We start from the raw sequence: 22,531 nt of genomic DNA, 5'->3' as shown, positions 1-22,531 counted from the left end.
TCCTCCGTTAATTGCTATTTTTGAATCAGTTCTTTTTCATGCGGCAGCACCGTATCCGGATAAATTTCCGTCGGATACTTGCCGGTAAAACAGGCGAGGCACTGGCCGCATGTTTCATTAATGGCCGGCCTGCCGATTGCTTCGAGCATATTGTCAACCGTCAAAAAAGTGAGGGTGTCTGCGCCGATCATCTGGCGGATTTCCTCCACGCTGTGATGGGCTGCGATCAGTTCTTCATGCGTCGATGTGTCAATGCCGTAAAAACACGGATGTTTCATCGGCGGCGAGCTGATGCATACATGCACTTCCGTTGCCCCGGCATCGCGGAGCATGGTGACGATCCGTTTGCTTGTCGTTCCGCGCACGATCGAATCATCGACCATGACCACCCGCTTTCCTTCGACGATGGCGCGCACCGGCGACAGTTTCATTTTCACACCCTGTTCGCGCAGCGACTGCGACGGCTGGATAAACGTGCGTCCGACATAGCGGTTTTTGATCAGGCCCATTTCATAGGGGATGCCGGATTGTTCCGCATAACCGATCGCCGCCGAAATGCTTGAATCGGGCACGCCGGTTACGACATCCGCTTCAATGCCTGCCTGGATCGCAAGCCTTCTCCCCATACTTTTGCGGGCGGCATGGACGTTGATACCGTGGATATTGCTGTCCGGACGGGAAAAATAGACATATTCCATTGTGCAAATGGCCGGATTCGCAGCATACGCATACTGCTCCGACTCAATGCCGCGGCTGCTGATCGATACGAGTTCACCCGGGCGGATGTCGCGGATAAACTCTGCCCCGACAATGTCAAGCGCGCATGTTTCCGAAGCAACGCAATAAGCGTCGCCGATTTGTCCGAGTGAAAGCGGACGCAAACCGTTCGGGTCAAGGGCGACAAGCAACTCATCTTCGGTCATAACAGCAAATGCATACGCCCCCTTTAGCATCGTGAGTGCGCTTTTCATCTGTTCTTTCATGGTACGGTAGCCGCTTCTTTTCATTAAGTGGGCGAGCACCTCTGTATCCGATGTCGTCTGGAAAATGCTGCCCTGCATTTCAAGCTGGTGCTTCAATGTATGCGCGTTGACGAGATTGCCATTATGTGCAAGCGCTAGGCTGCCGTTTTGCGAATGGAACAGAAGCGGCTGGACATTTTCAATCCCGCCGCCGCCCGCTGTTGCGTAGCGGACATGCCCGAGGGCTGCATCCCCGTCAAGCCCGGCAAAAGACTGGGCTGAAAATACTTCCGTCACAAGCCCTTCCCCTTTTTTGCCAATGAGGCGCCCGTTTTGTTTGACTACGATACCCGCACCTTCCTGCCCCCTGTGCTGCAGGCTGTGGAGCCCGTAATAGGTAAGCTGTGCTGCATCTTTGTGGCCCCATACCGCGAAAATCCCGCATTCCTCATTTAATCCCTTTATTTCAGCAAGCATCTTAAGGCTCCTTTCCAAGCCGTTTCACATTCCGCTATATCCGCCAGGATCCACGTCTCCCCGTTTTCCCCTTTGATGGTCATTTGCTTATCATCCGTGACATGGCCAATCCAAACAGCCTCATTCACCAAATTTTGAAACGCCTGCTGGTGCTCTTTCTTCACTGACACAATAAATCGTGACTGGGTTTCACTGAATAACGCCGTAACCGGGTTGCCTTTTAAAACGACATGGGCCCCCAAATTTTCCGTCCCAAACAGGCATTCGGCGAGTGCCGGTGCAAAACCGCCTTCCGAGACGTCATGGGCGCTTTGCACAAGGCCGGACTGGATCGCAGCAAGCAGTTGGTGCTCTCGCCGGGCTTCGGTTTCCAAATCGAGTGCCGGCGGTTTTCCGGAAATTTGACCGTCCGCAAGCTTTTGCAGTTCGCTGCCGCCGAATTCGGGTTTTGCTTCCCCGATCAGATAGATGAGGTCACCAGCCTGTTTAAATGTCTGTGTGGTCGCATAAGTGAAGTCTTCTAGAAGCCCGACCATGCCGACAACCGGTGTCGGATACACGGCCTGTACGGACACTTCCCCATTTTCCGTTTTTTGCAATGTTTCATTGTACAGTGAGACATTGCCGCCAATGACCGGGGTTTCAAGCGTGCGGCACGCTTCGCTCATGCCATCTGCTGCTTTTTCGAGCTGCCAGAAAATTTCCGGTTTTTCCGGTGCGCCGAAGTTCAGGCAGTCTGTCACGCCAAGCGGCTGGGCCCCGGAACAGACAATGTTGCGCGCCGCTTCCGCCACTGCGATTTTCCCGCCCGTTTCCGGATCCAAATAGACGTAGCGGGCGTTGCAGTCCGTTGTCATCGCGAGCGCTTTTCTTGTCCCGCGTATCCGGATGACGGCTGCATCTGATCCTGGCATGACGACCGTGTTCGTCCGCACCTGGTAGTCGTACTGTTCATACACCCATTCTTTGCTGGCAATGGTTGGCTGTTTGAGCAATTGGAAAAAAGTTTCCTGAAGATTTTCCACCGCCGGGATTTGCGGTTTCATCGCCTGATAGGCCGCAAAGTAAGCCGGCTCTTTGGACGGTTTATGGTAGACGGGCGCATCCTCTGCAAGCGCATCGGCCGGCACATCTGCAACAAGTTCGCCGTGGTGGTACAGCTTCAACCTTTTATCATCGGTTACCGTTCCGATGGCAACAGCATCAAGCCCGTATTTTTGAAAAAGGCGGATGATTTCCGGTTCCCGGCCTTTTTTTACGACAATCAGCATCCGTTCCTGCGATTCGGAGAGCATCATTTCGTATGGTGTCATCCCGGTTTCGCGCTGTGGAATGCGGTCAAGATTCATCACGAGCCCAACGCCCGCCTTGCTGGCCATTTCGGAAGAGGAGCTGATGAGCCCGGCCGCCCCCATATCCTGGATGCCGACGAGCGCATCATGGCGGACAAGTTCGAGGCAGGCTTCAAGGAGCAGTTTTTCCATAAACGGATCGCCAACCTGGACTGCCGGACGCTTTTCATCCGAATCTTCGCTGAGCTGTCCGGAGGCAAAAGTGGCGCCGTGGATGCCATCCCTTCCTGTTTTTGCGCCGACATACATGACCGTGTTGCCGATGCCGCGCGCCTGCCCTTTTTGAATGTCTTTATGTTCGATCAGGCCAACGCACATCGCGTTGACGAGCGGATTGCCGTCATAACACGGGTCAAATGCCACTTCCCCGCCGACTGTCGGAATCCCGATGCAATTGCCATAGCCCGCAATTCCGGCAACGACTTCTTTGAAAAGATGTTTCACCCGCGGAGAATCGAGTTCACCGAAACGGAGCGAATTGAGGAGCGCAACCGGCCTTGCCCCCATCGAAAACACATCGCGGATAATCCCGCCGACACCCGTTGCCGCGCCCTGGTACGGTTCAATCGCAGACGGGTGGTTATGGCTTTCAATTTTAAAAACAACCGCCAGCCCGTCGCCGATATCGATGATGCCGGCGCCTTCCCCGGGCCCCTGGAGAACGCGTTCGCCTTTTACCGGAAACTTTTTTAAGACCGGCTTAGAATTTTTATAGCTGCAATGTTCCGACCACATGACGGCAAACAGCCCTGTTTCGGTATAATTCGGCGTCCGGCCGAGAATCGTTTCGACCCTTGCGAATTCTTCGTCTGTCAGCCCGATTTCACGGTAAATCTTTTGGTTCTTGATTTCAGCCGGTCCTGGTTCAAGCAATAACGGCATGGGATTCCCTCCAGTTTTTCACAATGGATTTGAACAGCTTCAAGCCGTCCGTGCTTCCGAGTAATGCCTCAACGGCCCGTTCCGGATGGGGCATCATCCCGAGTACATTGCCTTGTTCGTTCATAATTCCCGCAATATTGGCAATACTCCCGTTAGGATTTTCCCCGTACGTGAACACAATTTGCCTGTTTTCTTTCAGCTTTTCGAGCGTTTCTTTATCGCAAGTATAGTTCCCTTCCCCGTGGGCAACCGGAATCCGGATCGTTTCCCCTTGTTCATACAGGGAAGTAAACATCGTTTCGGCATTTTCGACCACAAGCGATACCGTTTTGCAGACGAATTTCAAGCCTGCGTTCCGGAGCATGGCCCCTGGCAAAAGGCCGGCTTCAAGCAAAATTTGAAACCCGTTGCAGACGCCGAGCACCGGTTTGCCTTCTTCAGCAGCTCTTGCAACAGCCTGCATAACCGGCGAAAAGCGTGCGATCGCGCCTGTCCGCAAATAGTCGCCGTACGAAAAACCGCCCGGCAGGAGGATCCCGTCAAATCCATCTAAACAATCCGCATCATGGCGGACGTATGCCGCTTCTTCACCAAGTGCATCTTGAATCGCATGAAACATATCGGTGTCACAATTGGATCCCGGAAAAACGATGACAGCAAACTTCACGGCGCAACACACTCCTCAATTTCATAGCGGTAGTCTTCGATGACAGGATTTGAAAGCACCCGCCCGCACACTTCCCGGATGACGTCATCCAGGTCCCGGTCCGTTTTTTCTATAAGCAGCTCCAAATATTTTCCGGCCCGCACGTCCTGCACTTCGCTGTAGCCGAGCTGGGCAAGCGACTGTTTGATGGCAACCCCCTGTGGATCAAGGATGCCTTCGCGCAAGGTGACATAGACTTTCACTTTATACATGCGAAATATCTCCTCTCAAGCGATTTAAGATTTCCTGGTAAACTTCCGTTAAACTGCCCAAATCCCGGCGGAACACATCTTTATCCAACTTTTCATTCGTTGCCCGGTCCCAAAGCCTGCACGTATCCGGGGAAATTTCATCGGCCAACAAGATCGCCCCATCACGTCCGCGTCCGAACTCGAGTTTGAAATCCACAAGGCGGACGCCGATTTCTGCAAACAGCGCCTTTAGGCTCTCATTTACAGCCAGTGCCTGTTTTCTTAAAAACTGCAAATCTTCCGAACTTGCAATCCCTAAAATCCGTACATGGTCTTCTGTAATGAGTGGGTCGCCGAGTTCATCCTTTTTATAATAAAACTCGACAACCGGCTGCCCGACCGGCCTTCCTTCTTCAAGTCCGAGGCGTTTTGCAAGGCTGCCCGCCACGACATTGCGGACGACTACTTCAAGCGGGATGATCTCCACCCGGCGCACAAGCTGTTCGCGTTCCGATATTTTACGGATAAAATGGCTCTTGACCCCTTTTTCCGCAAGCCGCTTAAAGATCAGACTTGAAATCTCATTGTTCAACTGCCCTTTTCCTTCAATCTCCGCTTTTTTCACGCCATTAAACGCGGTGGCCGAGTCTTTATACTCAACGCGCAATACATCCGGATCCTCTGTTTCATACAACCGTTTTGCTTTCCCCTCGTATACAAGCATGCGCCTGCCTCCTTAAGCCTGCTGCAAATTTCGCAGCCGCTTTTTATTTTCCGGGACAGCCGGGCTGAATTCACCCGGCCGCCCCGGTTCAGTTCAGCCCGAGACGGTCAAAAATCGTATCGACATGTTTCAAATGATAATGGTAGTCAAAGCATGCCTCGAGTTCCGCTTCCGTGAGCCTGCTTTGGATGGCCGGGTCTTTTTTCAACAGTTCCTTAAACGGTACCTGTTTCTCCCACGACTCCATTGCTTTCGGCTGCACCGTATCGTATGCCGCTTCACGGGACATGCCTTTATCAATCAAAGCAAGCAAAACCCGCTGTGAATAAATGAGACCGAGCGTTTTGTCCATGTTCCGTTTCATATTTTCCGGGAAGACGGTCAGGTTTTTCACAATATTGCCGAACCGGTTCAGCATATAATTAATAGCAATCGTTGCATCCGGCAAAATAATCCGTTCCGCGGAAGAATGCGAGATGTCGCGCTCATGCCAGAGGGAGACATTTTCATACGCCGTTACCATATAGCCGCGCAACACCCGTGCCATCCCGGTCATATTTTCCGAACCGATCGGGTTGCGTTTATGCGGCATCGCGGACGATCCTTTCTGCCCTTTGTTGAAAAACTCCTCCACTTCACGGGTTTCGCTTTTTTGCAGCCCCCTGATTTCCGTAGCAAATTTTTCAATCGATGTCGCGATCAAAGACAAGGTCGCGATGTAGTAAGCGTGGCGGTCGCGCTGCAGCGTTTGCGTGGAGATTGGCGCCGGCTTTAAGCCGAGTTTCCCGCAGACATACTGCTCAACGAACGGGTCGATGTTGGCATATGTCCCGACAGCACCGCTTAATTTCCCGTAACGGATGCCGTCCGCCGCTTGCCTGAAGCGTTCGAGATTCCGTTTCATTTCTTCGTGCCAGAGCGCCATTTTCAGGCCAAAAGTGGTCGGTTCGGCATGGACGCCGTGGGTACGGCCCATCATGACGGTGTATTTATGTTCAATTGCTTTTTGCTTTAAAATTTCAATAAAACGTTCAAGGTCTTTTTCAATGATTTCATTTGCCTGTTTGATCAAATAAGAAAGCGCCGTATCGACCACATCCGTGGACGTCAGCCCGTAATGCACCCATTTTCTTTCTTCGCCGAGCGACTCCGAAACGGCCCTTGTAAAAGCGACAACATCGTGGCGCGTTTCCTGCTCAATTTCTAAAATTCTTTCAACATCAAATCTGGCATTTTCACGGATTTTTTGCACATCTGCTTTCGGGATTTCCCCAAGCTCCGCCCATGCTTCACAGGCAAGGATTTCCACTTCAAGCCATGCTTTGTATTTATTTTCGTCTGTCCAGATGGCGCCCATTTCAGGCCTTGTATAGCGTTCAATCATTCACTGCTGCCTCCGATCGTTTCTGTACATCCTGCCATACACCGGATTGTTCAAGGGAAAGCAAAGTCTCTTCGATTTCCTCTGTCAGCACTGTAACATGGCCCATCTTTCGCTGGAATTTCGCTTCTTTTTTGCCGTAAAGATGGACCGACCATTCCGGCTGGTAAGGAATTTGCGTAAGCGCCCTTTCGACGTGCTGGCCGAGCAGATTGACCATGACAGCCGGCTTCAAAAGTTCCACTTTGCGGAGCGGCCAGTTGCAGATCGCGCGGATATGCTGGCCAAACTGCGAAATCGAACAGGCTTCAATCGAGTAATGCCCGGAATTATGCGGGCGCGGTGCCAGTTCATTGACATAAAGCGTACCGTCCGCTTCTAAAAACATTTCGACTGCAAGCGTACCGGTTAAATGAAGCTGCTCTGCCACCTTTAGGGCGAGTTGCTCCGCCTCTTTTTTCACCGTATTTTCCACCCGTGCCGGCGCGATTGTTTGATGCAAAATATGGTTGTGATGAATATTTTCAACTACCGGAAAAAGGCTCGTTTCCCCTGCTTCATTCCGGGTGATGATGACAGAAAGTTCTTTTGTAAATGGAATCATTTTTTCAAGGACACATGCGCCGTGGGCAAGAAGCGGATCCGTTTCCTTAAAATCCCCTTCATGCCGGAGCGTGATCTGCCCTTTTCCATCATAACCGCCGCGCGCCGTTTTTAAAATACATGGATAGCCAATTTCTGCAACAGCTTCTTTCAAATCCGCCGCGTTTTCAACGACGCGGTACGGCGCAACCCGGACGCCTGCTTTTGCAACTGCTTCTTTTTCAAAAATACGGTTCTGCGTGATCCGGATCAGCTCCGCTCCCTGTGGGACATGGGCAAATCCGGTGGCCTTTTTCAATGTTTCATAATCGATATTTTCAAATTCATAGGTGAGCACATCGCATCGTTCCCCAAGCTCCCGCAATGCCGCTTCATCATCATATGGCGCCGTGATTTGCCCGTCCGCTACCTGCGCACACGGGCAATCCGGCACAGGATCAAGGACAATGATCCGGAAACCCGCCTCTTTTGCGGCAAGGGCCATCATTCTCCCGAGCTGGCCGCCGCCGATGATGCCGATTGTACTCCCCGGTTTAATCATTTTCCTGTTCAAGTTGATCACTGCTTTCATATACGGTTTTCGAAAGTCTTTCCCGCCTTTGTTCAAGCCTTTTGGCAATATGTTCGTTTGTTATGGATAAAATTTGGGCGGCAAGCAGTCCGGCATTCGTTGCGCCCGCTTTTCCGATCGCGACCGTTGCAACCGGGACACCACCCGGCATCTGCACGATTGAAAGCAAAGAATCAAGGCCGTTCAACGCTTTCGACCGGACCGGCACGCCGATGACTGGCAACGTCGTTTTTGCTGCGACCATCCCTGGCAAATGGGCCGCACCGCCTGCTCCCGCAATGATGACTTTTACGCCCCTGCTTCTTGCCTGTTCTGCATATTGAAACATCAGATCCGGCGTCCGGTGCGCAGAGACGACTTTTTTCTCGTAAGGTACGTTCAATTCATCCAGCACGCTGCATGCATGTTTCATCGTTTCCCAGTCCGAAATGCTGCCCATAATGATGCCAACTTCAACTGCCACCTGCATCCCTCCCCTGTTTATGTACAAAAAAACCCGGACGGATCTGCCCACTCTATTTTAGAGAGAAAGCAGTCCATCCGGGTGCAGCACAAATAAGCAAGGAAAACCTTGTGATTCCCAACTTCCGCTTTCCCTCATAGTCCGATTATTTACGGTAACCGGGTAGAGACGTATGGGCCGTATTCCCATTATATATGAGGGTCATATTCACTTTGTATTTTTATCTTAACAGGGAGGCTTGTTGCTGTCAACGAATAATTCATGTTTTACAGGTCGGGAATGTTCGGGTCTGAACTTGTTTTTCTTCCTTCAAATACAATTTTTCTGGTGACCGGCTCATATTCTTTCTTGCCGTTTTTCTTGACTTCCCGGAACACCGGCTTTTCGATTCTTCTGAACGGTTGGAAGCCTTCTTTTTCCATTCTTGCCAGACAGTCCGCAATGGTCTCATTTTCCAGCACTTCAAACTGTTTTTTCATTTGTTCAATTTTCCTTTCTTCACCGCTTTTACCCAAAAACCGCCATAAATGGTTTTCGGCTCGTATGCAATGATAAAGGCCTTTGGATCAATCGTCTTTATCGCTTGGTATAATTTCAGCTCATATTTCCTCGGCGTCAAAACCTGGAGGGCAATCCGATCCCCTTCAAGCCCGTGCGCATCCCATGTAGTCACGCCGTAGCCGCTTTCCCGCAATTTTTTTGCCAAATCCAGATTTGCCCCTGTTGTAATGACATTGACCGTAATATAGCCGAGCGCCAGTTTTTCTTCAATTTTCATCCCCACCATAACACCGATTCCGTAACCGGCCGCATACGCAATAATGTTTTGGATCTTATTCAGATTGTCAAGAACAAGCCCGAGACCGATGATATACACGATAATTTCAACCATGCTGACAAAAGCGGCAATATACCGGTATCCTTTTAACGTTAGAATCATCCTCGTTGTCGAAAAGGATACATAGATAATATTAACAACAAAAATAATCAGTACCATGACAATACTATTGTGGAGCAATGATTTTCCCCCTCCTCATCACACATTCATTTTGCTTCTTTTCCATCATATCACGGCCGAAGCAAAGTAAACGTGTCCATAAGCATGATTTTTTATGATAAAACTTTTTTGTGATACGATAGGGGGTAATCGAAAGAAATGGGGTGTTCATATGAAAATTGAAGTGTGGTCTGACTTTGTCTGCCCATTTTGCTATATTGGAAAACGGCGTTTGGAAATGGCGCTGGCACAATTTCCGCACCGGGATGAGGTGGAAGTTGAATTTAAAGCTTTTGAACTTGACCCTGCTGCTGAAAAAGGCATCGGCAAAAATATCCACGAAGCGATTGCCGAAAAATACGGGATCAGCATGGAAGAAGCAAAACAAGCAAACTATGGTATTGGTGAACAGGCGGCAAGCGTCGGGCTTCGTTATGATTTTGACAACATGAAGCCGACAAACACGCTGGATGCACACCGCCTTGAAAAATTTGCCGCGGCTGAAGGCAAAGGGGCGGAACTCGCCGAAAAACTGTTCCACGCCTATTTTACAGAAGGAGCGTATATCGGGGACCACGAAACACTTGCCACGATCGCCGAATCCGCAGGCCTCAGCCGGGAAAAAACTTTGGAAGTGCTTCGTGACCCGAACGCCCACTTAAATGATGTACGCGTAGATGAAGCCATCGCACAGCAATACGGCATCACCGGCGTCCCGTTTTTTATTCTCAACCAAAAATACGCCATCTCCGGCGCCCAGCCGCTCGAAACCTTTACAAGCGCCCTTCAGAAAGTATGGCAGGAAGAAGCCGCAGCACCGGTGCTGCAAGACCTGTCCACCGAAGAAGACGTTGCCTGTGCAGATGGAAGCTGCATTATACCGGGGAAGGAAGAAAAGTAACCATGTTATAAAAGGCAGGGATATTCCCTGCCTTTTTAAAATACGCTTTATATAAAATGAACGAAACATTGCTACTTTGTTGTCGGCTGCAAAAAGGAATCATCATGCAAATGGATGACCTTGTCTCAATGCAAAAACTTAAGTCCGTTTTATATAGCATTCTTTCTGTGTCCGCTTTTGATGGTTAGAACTATTTGTTCGTGGATTTAAGTTTTCGTCTCTATTGCTATATTCCTGGGCAAGCTGATTCTGGCCGCTATTTTAATTCAACTTTTCCGATCTCATTCCCCGCATTCACTTTGCCATTTGTAGAAATCGTAAAATCCAAAATACTGTTGGAATTTGTAAAGATAACCATTACACTGTTATCCTTTCCAGCTGCTTTCAGTGCGGATAAGTCCATATCAGCAATTTTATCACCAGCCTGAATCGTATCATTTTCATTTACATATACCTTAAAAGGTGCTCCCTTAAGTTCTACCGTATCGATTCCCAGATGCACCAATACTTCCAACCCATTATCTGTCTGAATACTAATGGCATGTTTCGTGTCAAAAACGCTCACAATTTTTCCGGATACCGGGCTTCTAACTTCTCCGTCCGCTGGTATTACGGCAAATCCATCTCCCATCATCTTTGTGGAAAAAACCGGATCATTTACCTCAGTGATTGGTACTAAATGGCCGCTTGCAGGCGCAACCAAGCCTACTGTTTGGCTCTTTTTCTTTTTTAAAAAGTTGAGCATATCGGTTCCCTACTTTCTAAATCATTAATTTAAGCAAGACAAAATCACAAAACATATACATTACAAGAAAAGCTCCAAGCATTGATAAATAGCTGGCATCATTTCTCAAATTGGATAACTTCATTTTTTTATTTGGAGAAGATAAAATCAATAGCACAATAAAAAAGGCAATTAAAAGATTCCCCAACAAAAGCTGGATCAACGCCGATAAGTAAATGGCCAGCATAAAAAGATCATGATTATTTAAATGAACTTTAAGATGATACAGATAATATCCCATCAGCAGATCAAGGCAGGAAGCGATCAGCATGACAGCAGAAAAAGGGCTGCTTGAAAACAGTTCTTTAAAAGATGTTGGATATATAGCAACAATCACACATAAATAAATCATATAAAAAACAGGGACGAGAAAAAACAGGGCAATCATCATATTAAATATTTTTGTTTCATTTCCAACAAGCCTTCTTATTTTATCCATTTTGTAAGCCCCCGTTTTCCAATTGCTCAGTAAACAGCTTGTAATGCAAGGAAAAAAGTTCAACCAGAATGTATAAGCTGACAATGCTTCTATGCCATGGTTTATGAAACTCGGATGCATAGTAATAAAGATTGTATGTTGAAATGCCGGCCAATTTATTTGTCCCAAATTGTGTGATGCTGACCATTTTTATATTTCTTCTTTTAAAATCCTTTGCTATATTGACAATTCGTTCATTATTGCCACTCAATGAAATTAAAAATACGATGTCTTTTTCATTTAACGCTTTCTCTGCTACCGATAATTCTTCTAACGCCGGGAAGTTCGTCACAAATTTTCCTGAGTATATAAAGTTTCTTGTAATCTTTTCCGCAGCCATTTTTTGCTCCCAACCTGTGCCATAGGAAAAGATACGGCTGGCTTCCATAATAGAACGAAACATTTCCGTGTGATGGACCGTATTAAAATATTTGATGGTTTTATCAACGTCTTCTTGCATTTGGTAATTTAGATTTTCCGGCTGGCCGGTCATTCCTTTCAACGTGTTTTCTTCCTTTTTGATTTCATATTTTAATTCGGAAAAACCCGAGTACCCAACCTTCTTGATGGTTCTGAACAAGAAAGAAGCGGAAACATGGCAAAGCTTGCTAATTTCATTTAAAGTTGAATTGCTAACAATATCTTTATGTTCAATAATAAAATTCAGACATTGTATTTCATCTGAATTTAATTGTTGGAAGCTTTGATTCACTTTTTGTTCCAAATCCATAGAGAGTCAACACCCTTTCTTGTGTCCTTACATCCAATTTTATCACTAAATAAGATGTTGACTCTATCCAAAAAGTTTTATTGTTTCAACAGTTCTTCAAATTTTTCCCTGACTTGGGGGACATCCAACCCTACGATGACTTGGAATGCTCTTCCTGCTCTCACAACACCCGCAGCTTTTCCCGCTTTAAATGCGCTATCCGGTTTCACTTTCTGTGGATCTACTACTGTCACTCTTAACCTGGTAGCACAATTGGTCACATCACTGATATTTTCTTTTCCGCCCAACGCATCCAGGTAAATTGCCGCTCTTTCCGAATAAGGATCTGTGTAGGATGCTGCAGCTGTTTCTTGCACCCCTTGTGCTAATTTTTTATTTTTATAATCCTGTTTTGTCTTTAATGTAATTTCTTCTTCCTCATCCGCTTCCCTGCCTGGCGTTGCAAAGTTGAATTTTAAAATGAAAAATCTGAATACAAAGAAGTAAATAGCCGTGAATATCAGCCCAACTACAATTTGCGTTAAATATGTTGCCCAGTGATTTTGAAAAAGCGGAATCCAGTTTTTCCCGGCCATATCAATAATGCCTCCGCTCAAATCACCTACTACACCAAATAAATACAATGTCGTATCTAATGTTGCTGCCAAAAGGGAATGAATCACCCATAAAAGCGGCGCTACGAATAGGAATGTAAATTCAATTGGTTCGGTAATACCGGCAAGTACAGATGTAATGACTGCCGGTACCAGCAGGGCCAATACTTTTTTCCTGTTTTCTTTCTTTGCCGTAAAGTAAAATGCCAAAGCAATTCCTGGTATACCAAAAACCTTTTCATTGCCATACATCAGGAATCCCATTTGTGGTGCCATTGATTTCAGTGATTCCTTACTATTAGCAAATGTCTCCAAGTGCATAAGCCACCATTTCGTTAGGCCTTCCGGAACTGCGGCTGGCCCATATTGGAAAGGGATATAAATAAAATGATGAAGACCTGTTGGAATTAAAACACGTTCAAGGAAACAGTAAATCCAAACCCCAACAGGACCTGCATGAGCCATGAATGATTGTAATGATCCGATGCCGAATGAAATTTTCGGCCAAATTAAACAGGTAATGAATGCCAAGGGCAAAGCGGCAAAAAAGCCAAGAATGACGACGAAAGCAGATCCCTGGAAGGTACCCAAAAAGTCAGGTAATTTATAGTCAAAAAATCTGTTATGCAAATAGACAACGATTCCCGCTATAATTAAGGCACCAATGATGCTTGTATTAAAAGTTTTAATGCCGGCAATCATTTTTAAGCCTTCGTTTGTGCTATTTTCAGCTAAAGCCCTTCCGTAATGCATAATTCCAAAAAATTTCCCCCAGTGGGTAAGAATGGCCGCTATAAAATAATTCCATGTAAGATACGTAACCAAAGCTTCCATTGCAGCTCTTCCGGAAGCTTTTTTTGCCAGCCCGATAGGCAGGCCGACGACAAATAATAATTCTATTTGATTAAATACTGTCCATGAACCTTGTTGTACAGTATCCCATATGCCGTACCATAAAGTCCCTTCACTTGCAATCTTTCCAAAAACAGACGGATTGCAAAATAATATACTGATGGCCAGCATAATGCCAGCAAATGAGAAAAGTAAAACAGGTGTAAACATTGCACCGCCAAATCTTTGTATACTTTTCATCGTTATCCTCCAGACCGGAAACCGCTTTCCTTTTTAGGAATATGATGAGAAGCGATAAGATCTTTTTTCTTTTTAAAAAGATTTACCGCTCCTCATTTTTGGTTTCACTTAGTAATGATATAAAGGAGCATGTTTAAATTTATTATCCCTTTAGTTGATTACCTTGTTTGATCAGCTTAAAACTGGTTCAGGACGCCCGATTTTTAATTCCGGCCAGTAATCCTTATTTGCTTCAACCAGTTCATCCAAAATAACTTTGGCCAATCCTGCATCTGGTACAATCTTACTTAAGCTTAATGCTTGCCATAATTTCGTATATGAACCCTCTGTCCAGGCATCGACAACCAGGTTTTCAACACTGTTTTGTTCCTCAATCAGCCCTTTTTGGAAGCGCGGGATTTTACCCTGGGCAAGTGGTTCAGGCCCATTTGCACCAATTAAGCAAGGAATTTCAACCATTGTATCAGAATCCAGATTTTCTACTGCCCCTTTATTTGGTGTAATGACAAGCATGCGTTCTTTTGTGTTATAAGCAATCGCACGGCATAAATCAATAATGTAAGAAGCATGTTCATCTGATTTAAAGGCGCTGTTTTGTGCTGTTCCGGATTCCGTAATTTTGGCACATTCTTCAAAAACAAATTTTTCGCGGCCCAATCTGATTTCATCCGTCCTTGTATGATTCGGATCAGAATGTTTCACAACTTCCTGCGGATATAGATAGTATTTCAGATAAGTGTTCGGCAATGTTTCTGGATCGAGTGCATAGACATTTTTAGCCATTTCAAAAGTCTCTCTCCAGCTTTTTTCTGTCCCGCTTTCATCAGGCAAAATATATCCGTGTTCCCTGACATAGGCTTGAAGTTGCGGCATTAAATTATTGCCTTTCTTATCTCTTACCGCTGTCCACCAACCAAAGTGATTCAATCCATAATAGTCGAAATCTAGTTCTTTATAAGAATCTAATTTTAATATTTTTGCCATCCGATCCATAATTCCAATCGGCATATCACAGATATTGATAATTTTAGATTTCGGTCTTAAGCGATTTGTAGCTACAGCCACGATAGCAGCAGGATTTGAGTAATTCAACATCCAAGCATTTGGAGAATATTTTTCCATATAATCAATAAGCTCTAAAACGCCGCCGATCGACCTTAAACCGTAAGCAATTCCTCCGGGCCCTGTTGTTTCTTGACCGACAACCCCGTGTTTTAATGGAATTTTTTCATCTTTTTCGCGCATTTCATATTTTCCAACCCTGATTTGCGCCATTACAAAATCGACATCTGAAAACCCTTCTGCCGGATTGGTCGTTGCCAAAAATTCTATTTCTGGGGCCCTTTCCTTAATCATGATGGCGCAAGCATCCGCAACTTTTTGCTGCCGCTCCCCATCATTATCGTAAAACTTTAAACTTCTAATTGGAAATTTGTCTAAATTGTCGAGTAACGTTAAAACAATTCCTGGAGTATAAGTACTGCCTCCGCCGGCGATGACTACTGAAAATTTTTTATCTGACATAATAGATCTCTCCTTAAAGAAAACGTTATCTTTATTACATGATCATTATCTCACGAAGAAAAAATTATTCAATAAGATGAAATTGTTTAAAAAATAAATTTGCAAACAAAAAAGAATTTCATTTTCCGAAAAATATTTCATTGATTTTTGTCGCCTTTTTATATTCTTCATAAAGCAACGATTTTGAGTAAAACAGGCTGTAATCCGGCAAAAGCAGTAAGGTGTGTTTTATATACAGGTACGAAAAAACCGCAGACGATTTGTCTGCGGTTCTCTTTTGGCCCGGCAACGTCCTACTCTCGCAGGGGGAAACCCCCAACTACCATCGGCGCTGGAAAGCTTAACTTCCGTGTTCGGGATGGAAACGGGTGTGACCTTTCCGCCATCATCACCGGACCAGTATAATTTTGGGATGTGTTCCCTGAAAACCGGATGGGAGAAAAAACTGTAAACGGAGAATAGCTTTGGTTTCTAACTTTGAGAATTGTCTAGCTCCAGCGCCTATCGGCTAGCGTATTTCTGCGCTTTCTCCCTACGATAAGTCAACATCGGCTCGCCTTTAGGGGCTCGCCGTGTTTCCTTTATCTCAGTCGAAAGCTCCGAAATCCGTACGCCGATGACCAAGGCGCTTCCGCTTTTCTATTGGTTAAGTCCTCGATCGATTAGTATCCGTCAGCTCCACGCGTCGCCGCGCTTCCACCCCGGACCTATCAACCTGATCATCTTTCAGGGATCTTACCAGTATAAACTGTGGGAAATCTCATCTTGAGGGGGGCTTCATGCTTAGATGCTTTCAGCACTTATCCCTTCCGCACATAGCTACCCAGCGATGCCTTTGGCAAGACAACTGGTACACCAGCGGTGCGTCCATCCCGGTCCTCTCGTACTAAGGACAGCTCCTCTCAAATTTCCTGCGCCCGCGACGGATAGGGACCGAACTGTCTCACGACGTTCTGAACCCAGCTCGCGTACCGCTTTAATGGGCGAACAGCCCAACCCTTGGGACCGACTACAGCCCCAGGATGCGATGAGCCGACATCGAGGTGCCAAACCTCCCCGTCGATGTGGACTCTTGGGGGAGATCAGCCTGTTATCCCCAGGGTAGCTTTTATCCGTTGAGCGATGGCCCTTCCATGCGGAACCACCGGATCACTAAGCCCGACTTTCGTCCCTGCCCGACTTGTAAGTCTCGCAGTCAAGCTCCCTTATGCCTTTACACTCTGCGAATGATTTCCAACCATTCTGAGGGAACCTTTGGGCGCCTCCGTTACCTTTTAGGAGGCGACCGCCCCAGTCAAACTGCCTGCCTGACACTGTCTCCCACCCCGGTAAGGGGTGCGGGTTAGAATTTCAATACAGCCAGGGTAGTATCCCACCGATGCCTCCGCCGAAGCTGGCGCTCCGGTTTCCAAGGCTCCTACCTATCCTGTACAAGCTGTACCAAAATTCAATATCAGGCTGCAGTAAAGCTCCATGGGGTCTTTCCGTCCTGTCGCGGGTAACCTGCATCTTCACAGGTACTATAATTTCACCGAGTCTCTCGTTGAGACAGTGCCCAGATCGTTACACCTTTCGTGCGGGTCAGAACTTACCTGACAAGGAATTTCGCTACCTTAGGACCGTTATAGTTACGGCCGCCGTTTACTGGGGCTTCAGTTCAGAGCTTCGCCTTACGGCTAACCCCTCTCCTTAACCTTCCAGCACCGGGCAGGTGTCAGCCCCTATACTTCGCCTTGCGGCTTCGCAGAGACCTGTGTTTTTGCTAAACAGTCGCCTGGGCCTATTCACTGCGGCTTCCCGGGGCATACACCCCAAAAAGCACCCCTTCTCCCGAAGTTACGGGGTCATTTTGCCGAGTTCCTTAACGAGAGTTCTCTCGCTCACCTTAGGATTCTCTCCTCGCCTACCTGTGTCGGTTTGCGGTACGGGCGCCTTTCACCTCACTAGAGGCTTTTCTTGGCAGTGTGGAATCAGGAACTTCGGTACTAAAATTTCCCTCGCCATCACAGCTCCGCCTTGGCGCGAAGGATTTGCCTCCGCACCGGCCTAACTGCTTGGACGCGATCAACCAGTGTCGCGCTTGCCCTATCCTCCTGCGTCCCCCCATCGTTCAAACGGTGAAGAGGCGGTACAGGAATATCAACCTGTTGTCCATCGCCTACGCCTTTCGGCCTCGGCTTAGGCCCCGACTAACCCTGAGCGGACGAGCCTTCCTCAGGAAACCTTAGGCATTCGGTGGAAGGGATTCTCACCCTTCTTTCGCTACTCATACCGGCATTCTCACTTCTAAGCGCTCCACCGGTCCTTCCGGTCCGGCTTCAACGCCCTTAGAACGCTCTCCTACCACGGACACCATACGGTGTCCATCCGCAGCTTCGGTGATACGTTTAGCCCCAGTACATTTTCGGCGCAGCGTCACTCGACCAGTGAGCTATTACGCACTCTTTAAATGATGGCTGCTTCTAAGCCAACATCCTGGTTGTCTAAGCAACGCCACATCCTTTTCCACTTAACGTATACTTTGGGACCTTAGCTGGCGGTCTGGGCTGTTTCCCTTTCGACCATGGATCTTATCACTCACAGTCTGACTCCCAAGCATAAGTTTTTGGCATTCGGAGTTTGTCTGAATTCGGTAACCCGATGAGGGCCCCTCGTCCAAACAGTGCTCTACCTCCAAAACTCTTCGCTTGAGGCTAGCCCTAAAGCTATTTCGGAGAGAACCAGCTATCTCCAAGTTCGATTGGAATTTCTCCGCTACCCACACCTCATCCCCGCACTTTTCAACGTGCGTGGGTTCGGGCCTCCAGCAAGTGTTACCTTGCCTTCACCCTGGACATGGGTAGATCACCTGGTTTCGGGTCTGCGGCCTCATACTCTTTCGCCCTGTTCAGACTCGCTTTCGCTGCGGCTCCGCTTCTTCAGCTTAACCTTGCATGAGACCGTAACTCGCCGGTTCATTCTACAAAAGGCACGCCATCACCCGTTAACGGGCTCTGACTACTTGTAGGCACACGGTTTCAGGATCTCTTTCACTCCCCTCCCGGGGTGCTTTTCACCTTTCCCTCACGGTACTGGTTCACTATCGGTCACTAGGGAGTATTTAGCCTTGGGAGATGGTCCTCCCGGATTCCGGCGGGATTCCTCGTGTCCCGCCGTACTCAGGATCCACTCGGGAGAGAACGAAGTGTCAGTTACAGGGCTTTTACCTTCTCCGGCAGGCCTTTCCAGGCCGCTTCACTTAACCTGTTCTTTTGTAACTCCCATATGAGTGTCCTACAACCCCGGAAGGCAAGCCTTCCGGTTTGGGCTGTTTCCTGTTCGCTCGCCGCTACTTGGGAAATCGCAATTGCTTTCTCTTCCTCCGGGTACTGAGATGTTTCAGTTCCCCGGGTGTGCCCTTCCTGCCCTATGGATTCAGGCAGGAATCCTGTCCGATTAAAGACAGGGGGTTTCCCCATTCGGAAATCTCCGGATCAAAGCTTACGTACAGCTCCCCGGAGCATATCGGTGTTTGTACCGTCCTTCATCGGCTCCTAGTGCCAAGGCATCCACCGTGCGCCCTTTCTAACTTAACCATAAAAAGGTTTAAATCCAAAAATAAGCGATTCTCGGTTTACTTGGTTTATTTCTCCTATCCGGTTTTCAAAGAACACATGTTGAAGGATTGAACCTTCAAAACTGGACAAAACGGAAACATCAAACTTAATTTTGGAAAACGAAGTTTTCCTTTTCTGTCTAGCTCCGGGCGCTATCGGCTAGCGTATTTCTACGTCTTCTCCCTTCGATAAGTCAACATCGATTCGCCTTTAAGGCTCATCGTGTTTCCTTTATCTCAGTCGAAGACTACGAAATCCGTACGCCGATGAACGAGCGCCCTACGCTTTTCCCCTTAGAAAGGAGGTGATCCAGCCGCACCTTCCGATACGGCTACCTTGTTACGACTTCACCCCAATCATCTGTCCCACCTTCGGCGGCTGGCTCCGTAAAGGTTACCTCACCGACTTCGGGTGTTACAAACTCTCGTGGTGTGACGGGCGGTGTGTACAAGGCCCGGGAACGTATTCACCGCGGCATGCTGATCCGCGATTACTAGCGATTCCGGCTTCATGCAGGCGGGTTGCAGCCTGCAATCCGAACTGGGAATGGTTTTCTGGGATTGGCTTAACCTCGCGGTCTCGCAGCCCTTTGTACCATCCATTGTAGCACGTGTGTAGCCCAGGTCATAAGGGGCATGATGATTTGACGTCATCCCCACCTTCCTCCGGTTTGTCACCGGCAGTCACCTTAGAGTGCCCAACTGAATGCTGGCAACTAAGGTCAAGGGTTGCGCTCGTTGCGGGACTTAACCCAACATCTCACGACACGAGCTGACGACAACCATGCACCACCTGTCACTCTGTCCCCCGAAGGGGAAGGCCCTGTCTCCAGGGAGGTCAGAGGATGTCAAGACCTGGTAAGGTTCTTCGCGTTGCTTCGAATTAAACCACATGCTCCACCGCTTGTGCGGGCCCCCGTCAATTCCTTTGAGTTTCAGCCTTGCGGCCGTACTCCCCAGGCGGAGTGCTTAATGCGTTAGCTGCAGCACTAAAGGGCGGAAACCCTCTAACACTTAGCACTCATCGTTTACGGCGTGGACTACCAGGGTATCTAATCCTGTTTGCTCCCCACGCTTTCGCGCCTCAGCGTCAGTTACAGACCAGAGAGCCGCCTTCGCCACTGGTGTTCCTCCACATCTCTACGCATTTCACCGCTACACGTGGAATTCCACTCTCCTCTTCTGCACTCAAGCCTCCCAGTTTCCAATGACCGCTTGCGGTTGAGCCGCAAGATTTCACATCAGACTTAAGAAGCCGCCTGCGCGCGCTTTACGCCCAATAATTCCGGACAACGCTTGCCACCTACGTATTACCGCGGCTGCTGGCACGTAGTTAGCCGTGGCTTTCTGGCCGGGTACCGTCAAGGCACCGCCCTGTTCGAACGGCACTTGTTCTTCCCCGGCAACAGAGTTTTACGACCCGAAGGCCTTCTTCACTCACGCGGCGTTGCTCCGTCAGACTTTCGTCCATTGCGGAAGATTCCCTACTGCTGCCTCCCGTAGGAGTTTGGGCCGTGTCTCAGTCCCAATGTGGCCGATCACCCTCTCAGGTCGGCTACGCATCGTTGCCTTGGTGAGCCGTTACCCCACCAACTAGCTAATGCGCCGCGGGCCCATCTGTAAGTGACAGCCGAAGCCGTCTTTCCTTTTTCCTCCATGCGGAGGAAAAAACTATCCGGTATTAGCCCCGGTTTCCCGGCGTTATCCCGATCTTACAGGCAGGTTGCCCACGTGTTACTCACCCGTCCGCCGCTAACCTTTTAAAAGCAAGCTTTTAAAAGGTCCGCACGACTTGCATGTATTAGGCACGCCGCCAGCGTTCGTCCTGAGCCAGGATCAAACTCTCAGTAAAGATGTTTGATAAAAGCTCAAAAAGAATTTGACGTTTCGTTTTGTCCAGTTTTCAAGGAACAATCTTTGCTGTTCTTAACAGCGACTTAATTATTATATCAAAATATCAATTCGCTGTCAACATCTTTTTTTATCAGACTCCCAATATTTATCAGTTCCTGTCGAGTCAGCTTTATTATCATACCATCCGTGTTATCCTAAGTCAATATAAATTGGCATGAAATTTTTTCCAAACCCAATCCATCAAATTACCAACAAAAAGACCGACACACGGGGATCTTTTGGGCAAAATCAAATTGACTTCTTTTTGTTATCAGTGGAAAATGAAAACGTGTAGGAGCGATGCATTTTCCGATTAAGGAGAGGTTGATTTTGAAAACATTTTTTCGCAATTACAAATCCACTGCCATATTGTTGGCTGCCATCATCATTGGCGGCATTGCGGGCGTGGTTGCAGGCTCAAAAGCAGAAGTTGTAAAGCCATTCGGGGATTTATTTTTAAATTTAATGTTTACGGTTATTATTCCGCTTGTCTTTTTCAGCATTTCTTCTGCCATCGCAAATATGGCCGGTCTTGGCCGTTTGGGCAAAATTTTAGGAAGCATCATTCTTGTATTTCTTGGCACTTCCCTCTTGGCAGCCATCATTGGTTTTGGCGGCACTTTCATCATCAAGCCGCTTGCGCATACAGATACAACCGCCATAGAACAAATGATGGCAAAAGCTGACGGCAGCCGGCAAAATAGTACTCATCCGTCTTTTCTCGAACAACTTGTTCAAACGTTCACAGTGCCTGATTTTCCAAATTTATTTACCAAAACGAATATGCTTCAACTGATTGTTTTTTCTGTTCTGTTCGGCCTGGCTACCACATTGGCCGGGGAGAAAGGAAAGCCGGTTGCTGCTTTTTTGGCATCAGGAACAGCCGTCATGATGAAATTTGTTAAAATCATCATGTATTATGCGCCAATCGGGCTCGGGTGTTACTTCGCTTCCATTATCGGCACACTCGGCCCGCAAATTTTGGAAGGATATGCACGTTCGTTTGGTTTATACCTGATCTTAACGGTCATTTATTTTTTCGGCTTTTTTACCTTATATGCCTTTATGGCCGGGGGGACGGAGGGCATCAAGGTGTTTTGGAAAAATGCGGTCCCCCCTTCTGTTACGGCCATTGCGACCTGTTCAAGTGCTGCCTGCATTCCGATTAATTTGGAAACCGTTCAAAAAATGCATGTGCCTTCCGACATCGCAGAAACAGTGATTCCTTTAGGTGCGAACACGCATAAGGACGGCTCTGTGTTTGGCGGCGTGCTGAAAATCGTTTTTTTGTTCACCTTGTTCGGAAAAGATTTGACAAGCCTGCCCCATATGCTGGCAGTCATTGCCGTTGCATTTCTTGTTGGCGCGGTAATGGGGGCGATCCCGAGCGGCGGTATGATCGGGGAGATGCTGATTTTAAGCGTTTTTGGATTCCCGCCGGAGTCGCTGCCGATTATTGCAGTAATCAGTACGATTATTGATGTCCCGGCCACACTTTTAAACTCAACCGGAAACACGGTAAGCGCCATGCTCGTTTCCCGGCTCGTAGAAGGAAAACATTGGCTCAGCCGCACGCAGTAAAAGAAAGAACAAGGCAGCCCGCTTCTCAGGCGGAAGCCGTGGAGGCCGGAG

General features: G+C 47.8%; 17 protein-coding genes, 3 rRNA genes and 1 riboswitch. Of the genes, 2 read left to right on the top strand and 18 right to left on the bottom strand.

Going from position 1 to position 22,531, the window contains the following annotated elements:
* Window positions 1–14 precede the first annotated feature (14 nt).
* The 10 genes from purF to ABR335_RS02050 all read right to left on the bottom strand — a co-directional run bounded on the left by purF (window position 15) and on the right by ABR335_RS02050 (window position 9,330).
* Entirely contained in the window at window positions 15–1,439 is a 1,425-nt protein-coding gene (gene purF / locus ABR335_RS02095) for an amidophosphoribosyltransferase (RefSeq protein ID WP_350346451.1), read from the bottom strand.
* Window positions 1,424–3,673, bottom strand: coding sequence for a phosphoribosylformylglycinamidine synthase subunit PurL (gene purL / locus ABR335_RS02090; protein WP_350346450.1), 2,250 nt, complete (start codon window positions 3,671–3,673; stop codon window positions 1,424–1,426). The genes purF and purL overlap by 16 nt, the downstream gene beginning before the upstream one ends.
* A complete protein-coding gene (gene purQ / locus ABR335_RS02085) occupies window positions 3,657–4,340 on the bottom strand; it encodes a phosphoribosylformylglycinamidine synthase subunit PurQ (protein WP_350346449.1) in 684 nt (227 codons plus the stop codon). Before purQ ends, purL begins: the two co-directional genes overlap by 17 nt.
* Window positions 4,337–4,591 (bottom strand): phosphoribosylformylglycinamidine synthase subunit PurS, encoded by a 255-nt coding sequence (gene purS / locus ABR335_RS02080; protein ID WP_013860601.1) that lies wholly within the window; start codon window positions 4,589–4,591, stop codon window positions 4,337–4,339. Before purS ends, purQ begins: the two co-directional genes overlap by 4 nt.
* On the bottom strand, window positions 4,584–5,294 hold the full coding sequence (purC, locus tag ABR335_RS02075) for a phosphoribosylaminoimidazolesuccinocarboxamide synthase (RefSeq protein ID WP_350346448.1): 711 nt from the start codon (window positions 5,292–5,294) through the stop codon (window positions 4,584–4,586). The genes purS and purC overlap by 8 nt, the downstream gene beginning before the upstream one ends.
* 88 nt (window positions 5,295–5,382) lie before the next feature.
* The gene (purB, locus tag ABR335_RS02070) at window positions 5,383–6,678 is read right to left on the bottom strand and encodes an adenylosuccinate lyase (RefSeq protein WP_350346447.1); all 1,296 of its coding nucleotides are present in this window, start codon (window positions 6,676–6,678) and stop codon (window positions 5,383–5,385) included.
* Complete coding sequence (purK, locus tag ABR335_RS02065) at window positions 6,671–7,831, bottom strand: 5-(carboxyamino)imidazole ribonucleotide synthase (RefSeq protein ID WP_080746306.1); 1,161 nt, start codon at window positions 7,829–7,831, stop codon at window positions 6,671–6,673. Before purK ends, purB begins: the two co-directional genes overlap by 8 nt.
* Complete coding sequence (purE, locus tag ABR335_RS02060; protein WP_035190022.1) at window positions 7,812–8,318, bottom strand: 5-(carboxyamino)imidazole ribonucleotide mutase; 507 nt, start codon at window positions 8,316–8,318, stop codon at window positions 7,812–7,814. The genes purK and purE overlap by 20 nt, the downstream gene beginning before the upstream one ends.
* 111 nt (window positions 8,319–8,429) lie before the next feature.
* Window positions 8,430–8,530, bottom strand: a riboswitch (purine riboswitch).
* 48 nt (window positions 8,531–8,578) lie between these two features.
* Complete coding sequence (locus ABR335_RS02055; protein ID WP_350346446.1) at window positions 8,579–8,791, bottom strand: NETI motif-containing protein; 213 nt, start codon at window positions 8,789–8,791, stop codon at window positions 8,579–8,581.
* The gene (locus tag ABR335_RS02050) at window positions 8,788–9,330 is read right to left on the bottom strand and encodes a DUF2179 domain-containing protein (RefSeq protein WP_017550737.1); all 543 of its coding nucleotides are present in this window, start codon (window positions 9,328–9,330) and stop codon (window positions 8,788–8,790) included. The genes ABR335_RS02055 and ABR335_RS02050 overlap by 4 nt, the downstream gene beginning before the upstream one ends.
* A 151-nt stretch (window positions 9,331–9,481) precedes the next feature.
* Here ABR335_RS02050 and ABR335_RS02045 point away from each other — a divergent pair, with 151 nt between their 5' ends.
* Complete coding sequence (locus tag ABR335_RS02045; protein ID WP_350346445.1) at window positions 9,482–10,210, top strand: DsbA family oxidoreductase; 729 nt, start codon at window positions 9,482–9,484, stop codon at window positions 10,208–10,210.
* Between the two features lie 256 nt (window positions 10,211–10,466).
* Here ABR335_RS02045 and ABR335_RS02040 read toward each other — a convergent pair whose 3' ends face one another.
* From ABR335_RS02040 to ABR335_RS02005, 8 genes are all read right to left on the bottom strand, one after another.
* Entirely contained in the window at window positions 10,467–10,955 is a 489-nt protein-coding gene (locus tag ABR335_RS02040; protein ID WP_035190027.1) for a PTS sugar transporter subunit IIA, read from the bottom strand.
* Between the two features lie 16 nt (window positions 10,956–10,971).
* Window positions 10,972–11,433 (bottom strand): hypothetical protein, encoded by a 462-nt coding sequence (locus ABR335_RS02035; protein WP_035190028.1) that lies wholly within the window; start codon window positions 11,431–11,433, stop codon window positions 10,972–10,974.
* Window positions 11,426–12,202, bottom strand: a complete 777-nt coding sequence (locus ABR335_RS02030) for a MurR/RpiR family transcriptional regulator (protein WP_035183326.1) — start codon at window positions 12,200–12,202, stop codon at window positions 11,426–11,428. Before ABR335_RS02030 ends, ABR335_RS02035 begins: the two co-directional genes overlap by 8 nt.
* A 77-nt stretch (window positions 12,203–12,279) precedes the next feature.
* A complete protein-coding gene (locus ABR335_RS02025) occupies window positions 12,280–13,887 on the bottom strand; it encodes an alpha-glucoside-specific PTS transporter subunit IIBC (RefSeq protein WP_052042141.1) in 1,608 nt (535 codons plus the stop codon).
* Between the two features lie 171 nt (window positions 13,888–14,058).
* Window positions 14,059–15,411, bottom strand: a complete 1,353-nt coding sequence (locus ABR335_RS02020) for a 6-phospho-alpha-glucosidase (protein WP_035190029.1) — start codon at window positions 15,409–15,411, stop codon at window positions 14,059–14,061.
* A 280-nt stretch (window positions 15,412–15,691) separates the two neighbouring features.
* Window positions 15,692–15,807 (bottom strand): 5S ribosomal RNA (gene rrf, locus ABR335_RS02015).
* A 246-nt stretch (window positions 15,808–16,053) separates the two neighbouring features.
* Window positions 16,054–18,986 (bottom strand): 23S ribosomal RNA (locus tag ABR335_RS02010).
* Window positions 18,987–19,304: 318 nt separating this feature from the next.
* A 16S ribosomal RNA gene (locus ABR335_RS02005) occupies window positions 19,305–20,858 on the bottom strand.
* The 16S, 23S and 5S rRNA genes sit together here, the layout of an rRNA operon.
* Before the next feature lie 371 nt (window positions 20,859–21,229).
* On the opposite strand from ABR335_RS02005, the gene ABR335_RS02000 reads away from it, so the two are divergent.
* On the top strand, window positions 21,230–22,480 hold the full coding sequence (locus ABR335_RS02000; RefSeq protein ID WP_026684239.1) for a dicarboxylate/amino acid:cation symporter: 1,251 nt from the start codon (window positions 21,230–21,232) through the stop codon (window positions 22,478–22,480).
* Window positions 22,481–22,531: the final 51 nt, after the last annotated feature.

Origin of the sequence: Heyndrickxia faecalis, assembly GCF_040267745.1 — a bacterium.
Classification (GTDB): Bacteria; Bacillota; Bacilli; order Bacillales; family Bacillaceae_C; genus Weizmannia; species Weizmannia faecalis.
This window is presented reverse-complemented; position numbering and strand designations above follow the sequence as displayed.

What these genes read in the sequence shown, in the direction of transcription:
- purF (WP_350346451.1), bottom strand. Translation starts at nt 1,439, where the DNA reads ATGCTTGCTGAAATAAAGGGATTAAATGAGGAATGCGGGATTTTCGCG.
- purL (WP_350346450.1), bottom strand. Translation starts at nt 3,673, where the DNA reads ATGCCGTTATTGCTTGAACCAGGACCGGCTGAAATCAAGAACCAAAAG.
- purS (WP_013860601.1), bottom strand. Translation starts at nt 4,591, where the DNA reads ATGTATAAAGTGAAAGTCTATGTCACCTTGCGCGAAGGCATCCTTGAT.
- purC (WP_350346448.1), bottom strand. Translation starts at nt 5,294, where the DNA reads ATGCTTGTATACGAGGGGAAAGCAAAACGGTTGTATGAAACAGAGGAT.
- purB (WP_350346447.1), bottom strand. Translation starts at nt 6,678, where the DNA reads ATGATTGAACGCTATACAAGGCCTGAAATGGGCGCCATCTGGACAGAC.
- purE (WP_035190022.1), bottom strand. Translation starts at nt 8,318, where the DNA reads ATGCAGGTGGCAGTTGAAGTTGGCATCATTATGGGCAGCATTTCGGAC.
- ABR335_RS02055 (WP_350346446.1), bottom strand. Translation starts at nt 8,791, where the DNA reads ATGAAAAAACAGTTTGAAGTGCTGGAAAATGAGACCATTGCGGACTGT.
- ABR335_RS02045 (WP_350346445.1), top strand. Translation starts at nt 9,482, where the DNA reads ATGAAAATTGAAGTGTGGTCTGACTTTGTCTGCCCATTTTGCTATATT.
- ABR335_RS02040 (WP_035190027.1), bottom strand. Translation starts at nt 10,955, where the DNA reads ATGCTCAACTTTTTAAAAAAGAAAAAGAGCCAAACAGTAGGCTTGGTT.
- ABR335_RS02035 (WP_035190028.1), bottom strand. Translation starts at nt 11,433, where the DNA reads ATGGATAAAATAAGAAGGCTTGTTGGAAATGAAACAAAAATATTTAAT.
- ABR335_RS02030 (WP_035183326.1), bottom strand. Translation starts at nt 12,202, where the DNA reads ATGGATTTGGAACAAAAAGTGAATCAAAGCTTCCAACAATTAAATTCA.
- ABR335_RS02025 (WP_052042141.1), bottom strand. Translation starts at nt 13,887, where the DNA reads ATGAAAAGTATACAAAGATTTGGCGGTGCAATGTTTACACCTGTTTTA.
- ABR335_RS02020 (WP_035190029.1), bottom strand. Translation starts at nt 15,411, where the DNA reads ATGTCAGATAAAAAATTTTCAGTAGTCATCGCCGGCGGAGGCAGTACT.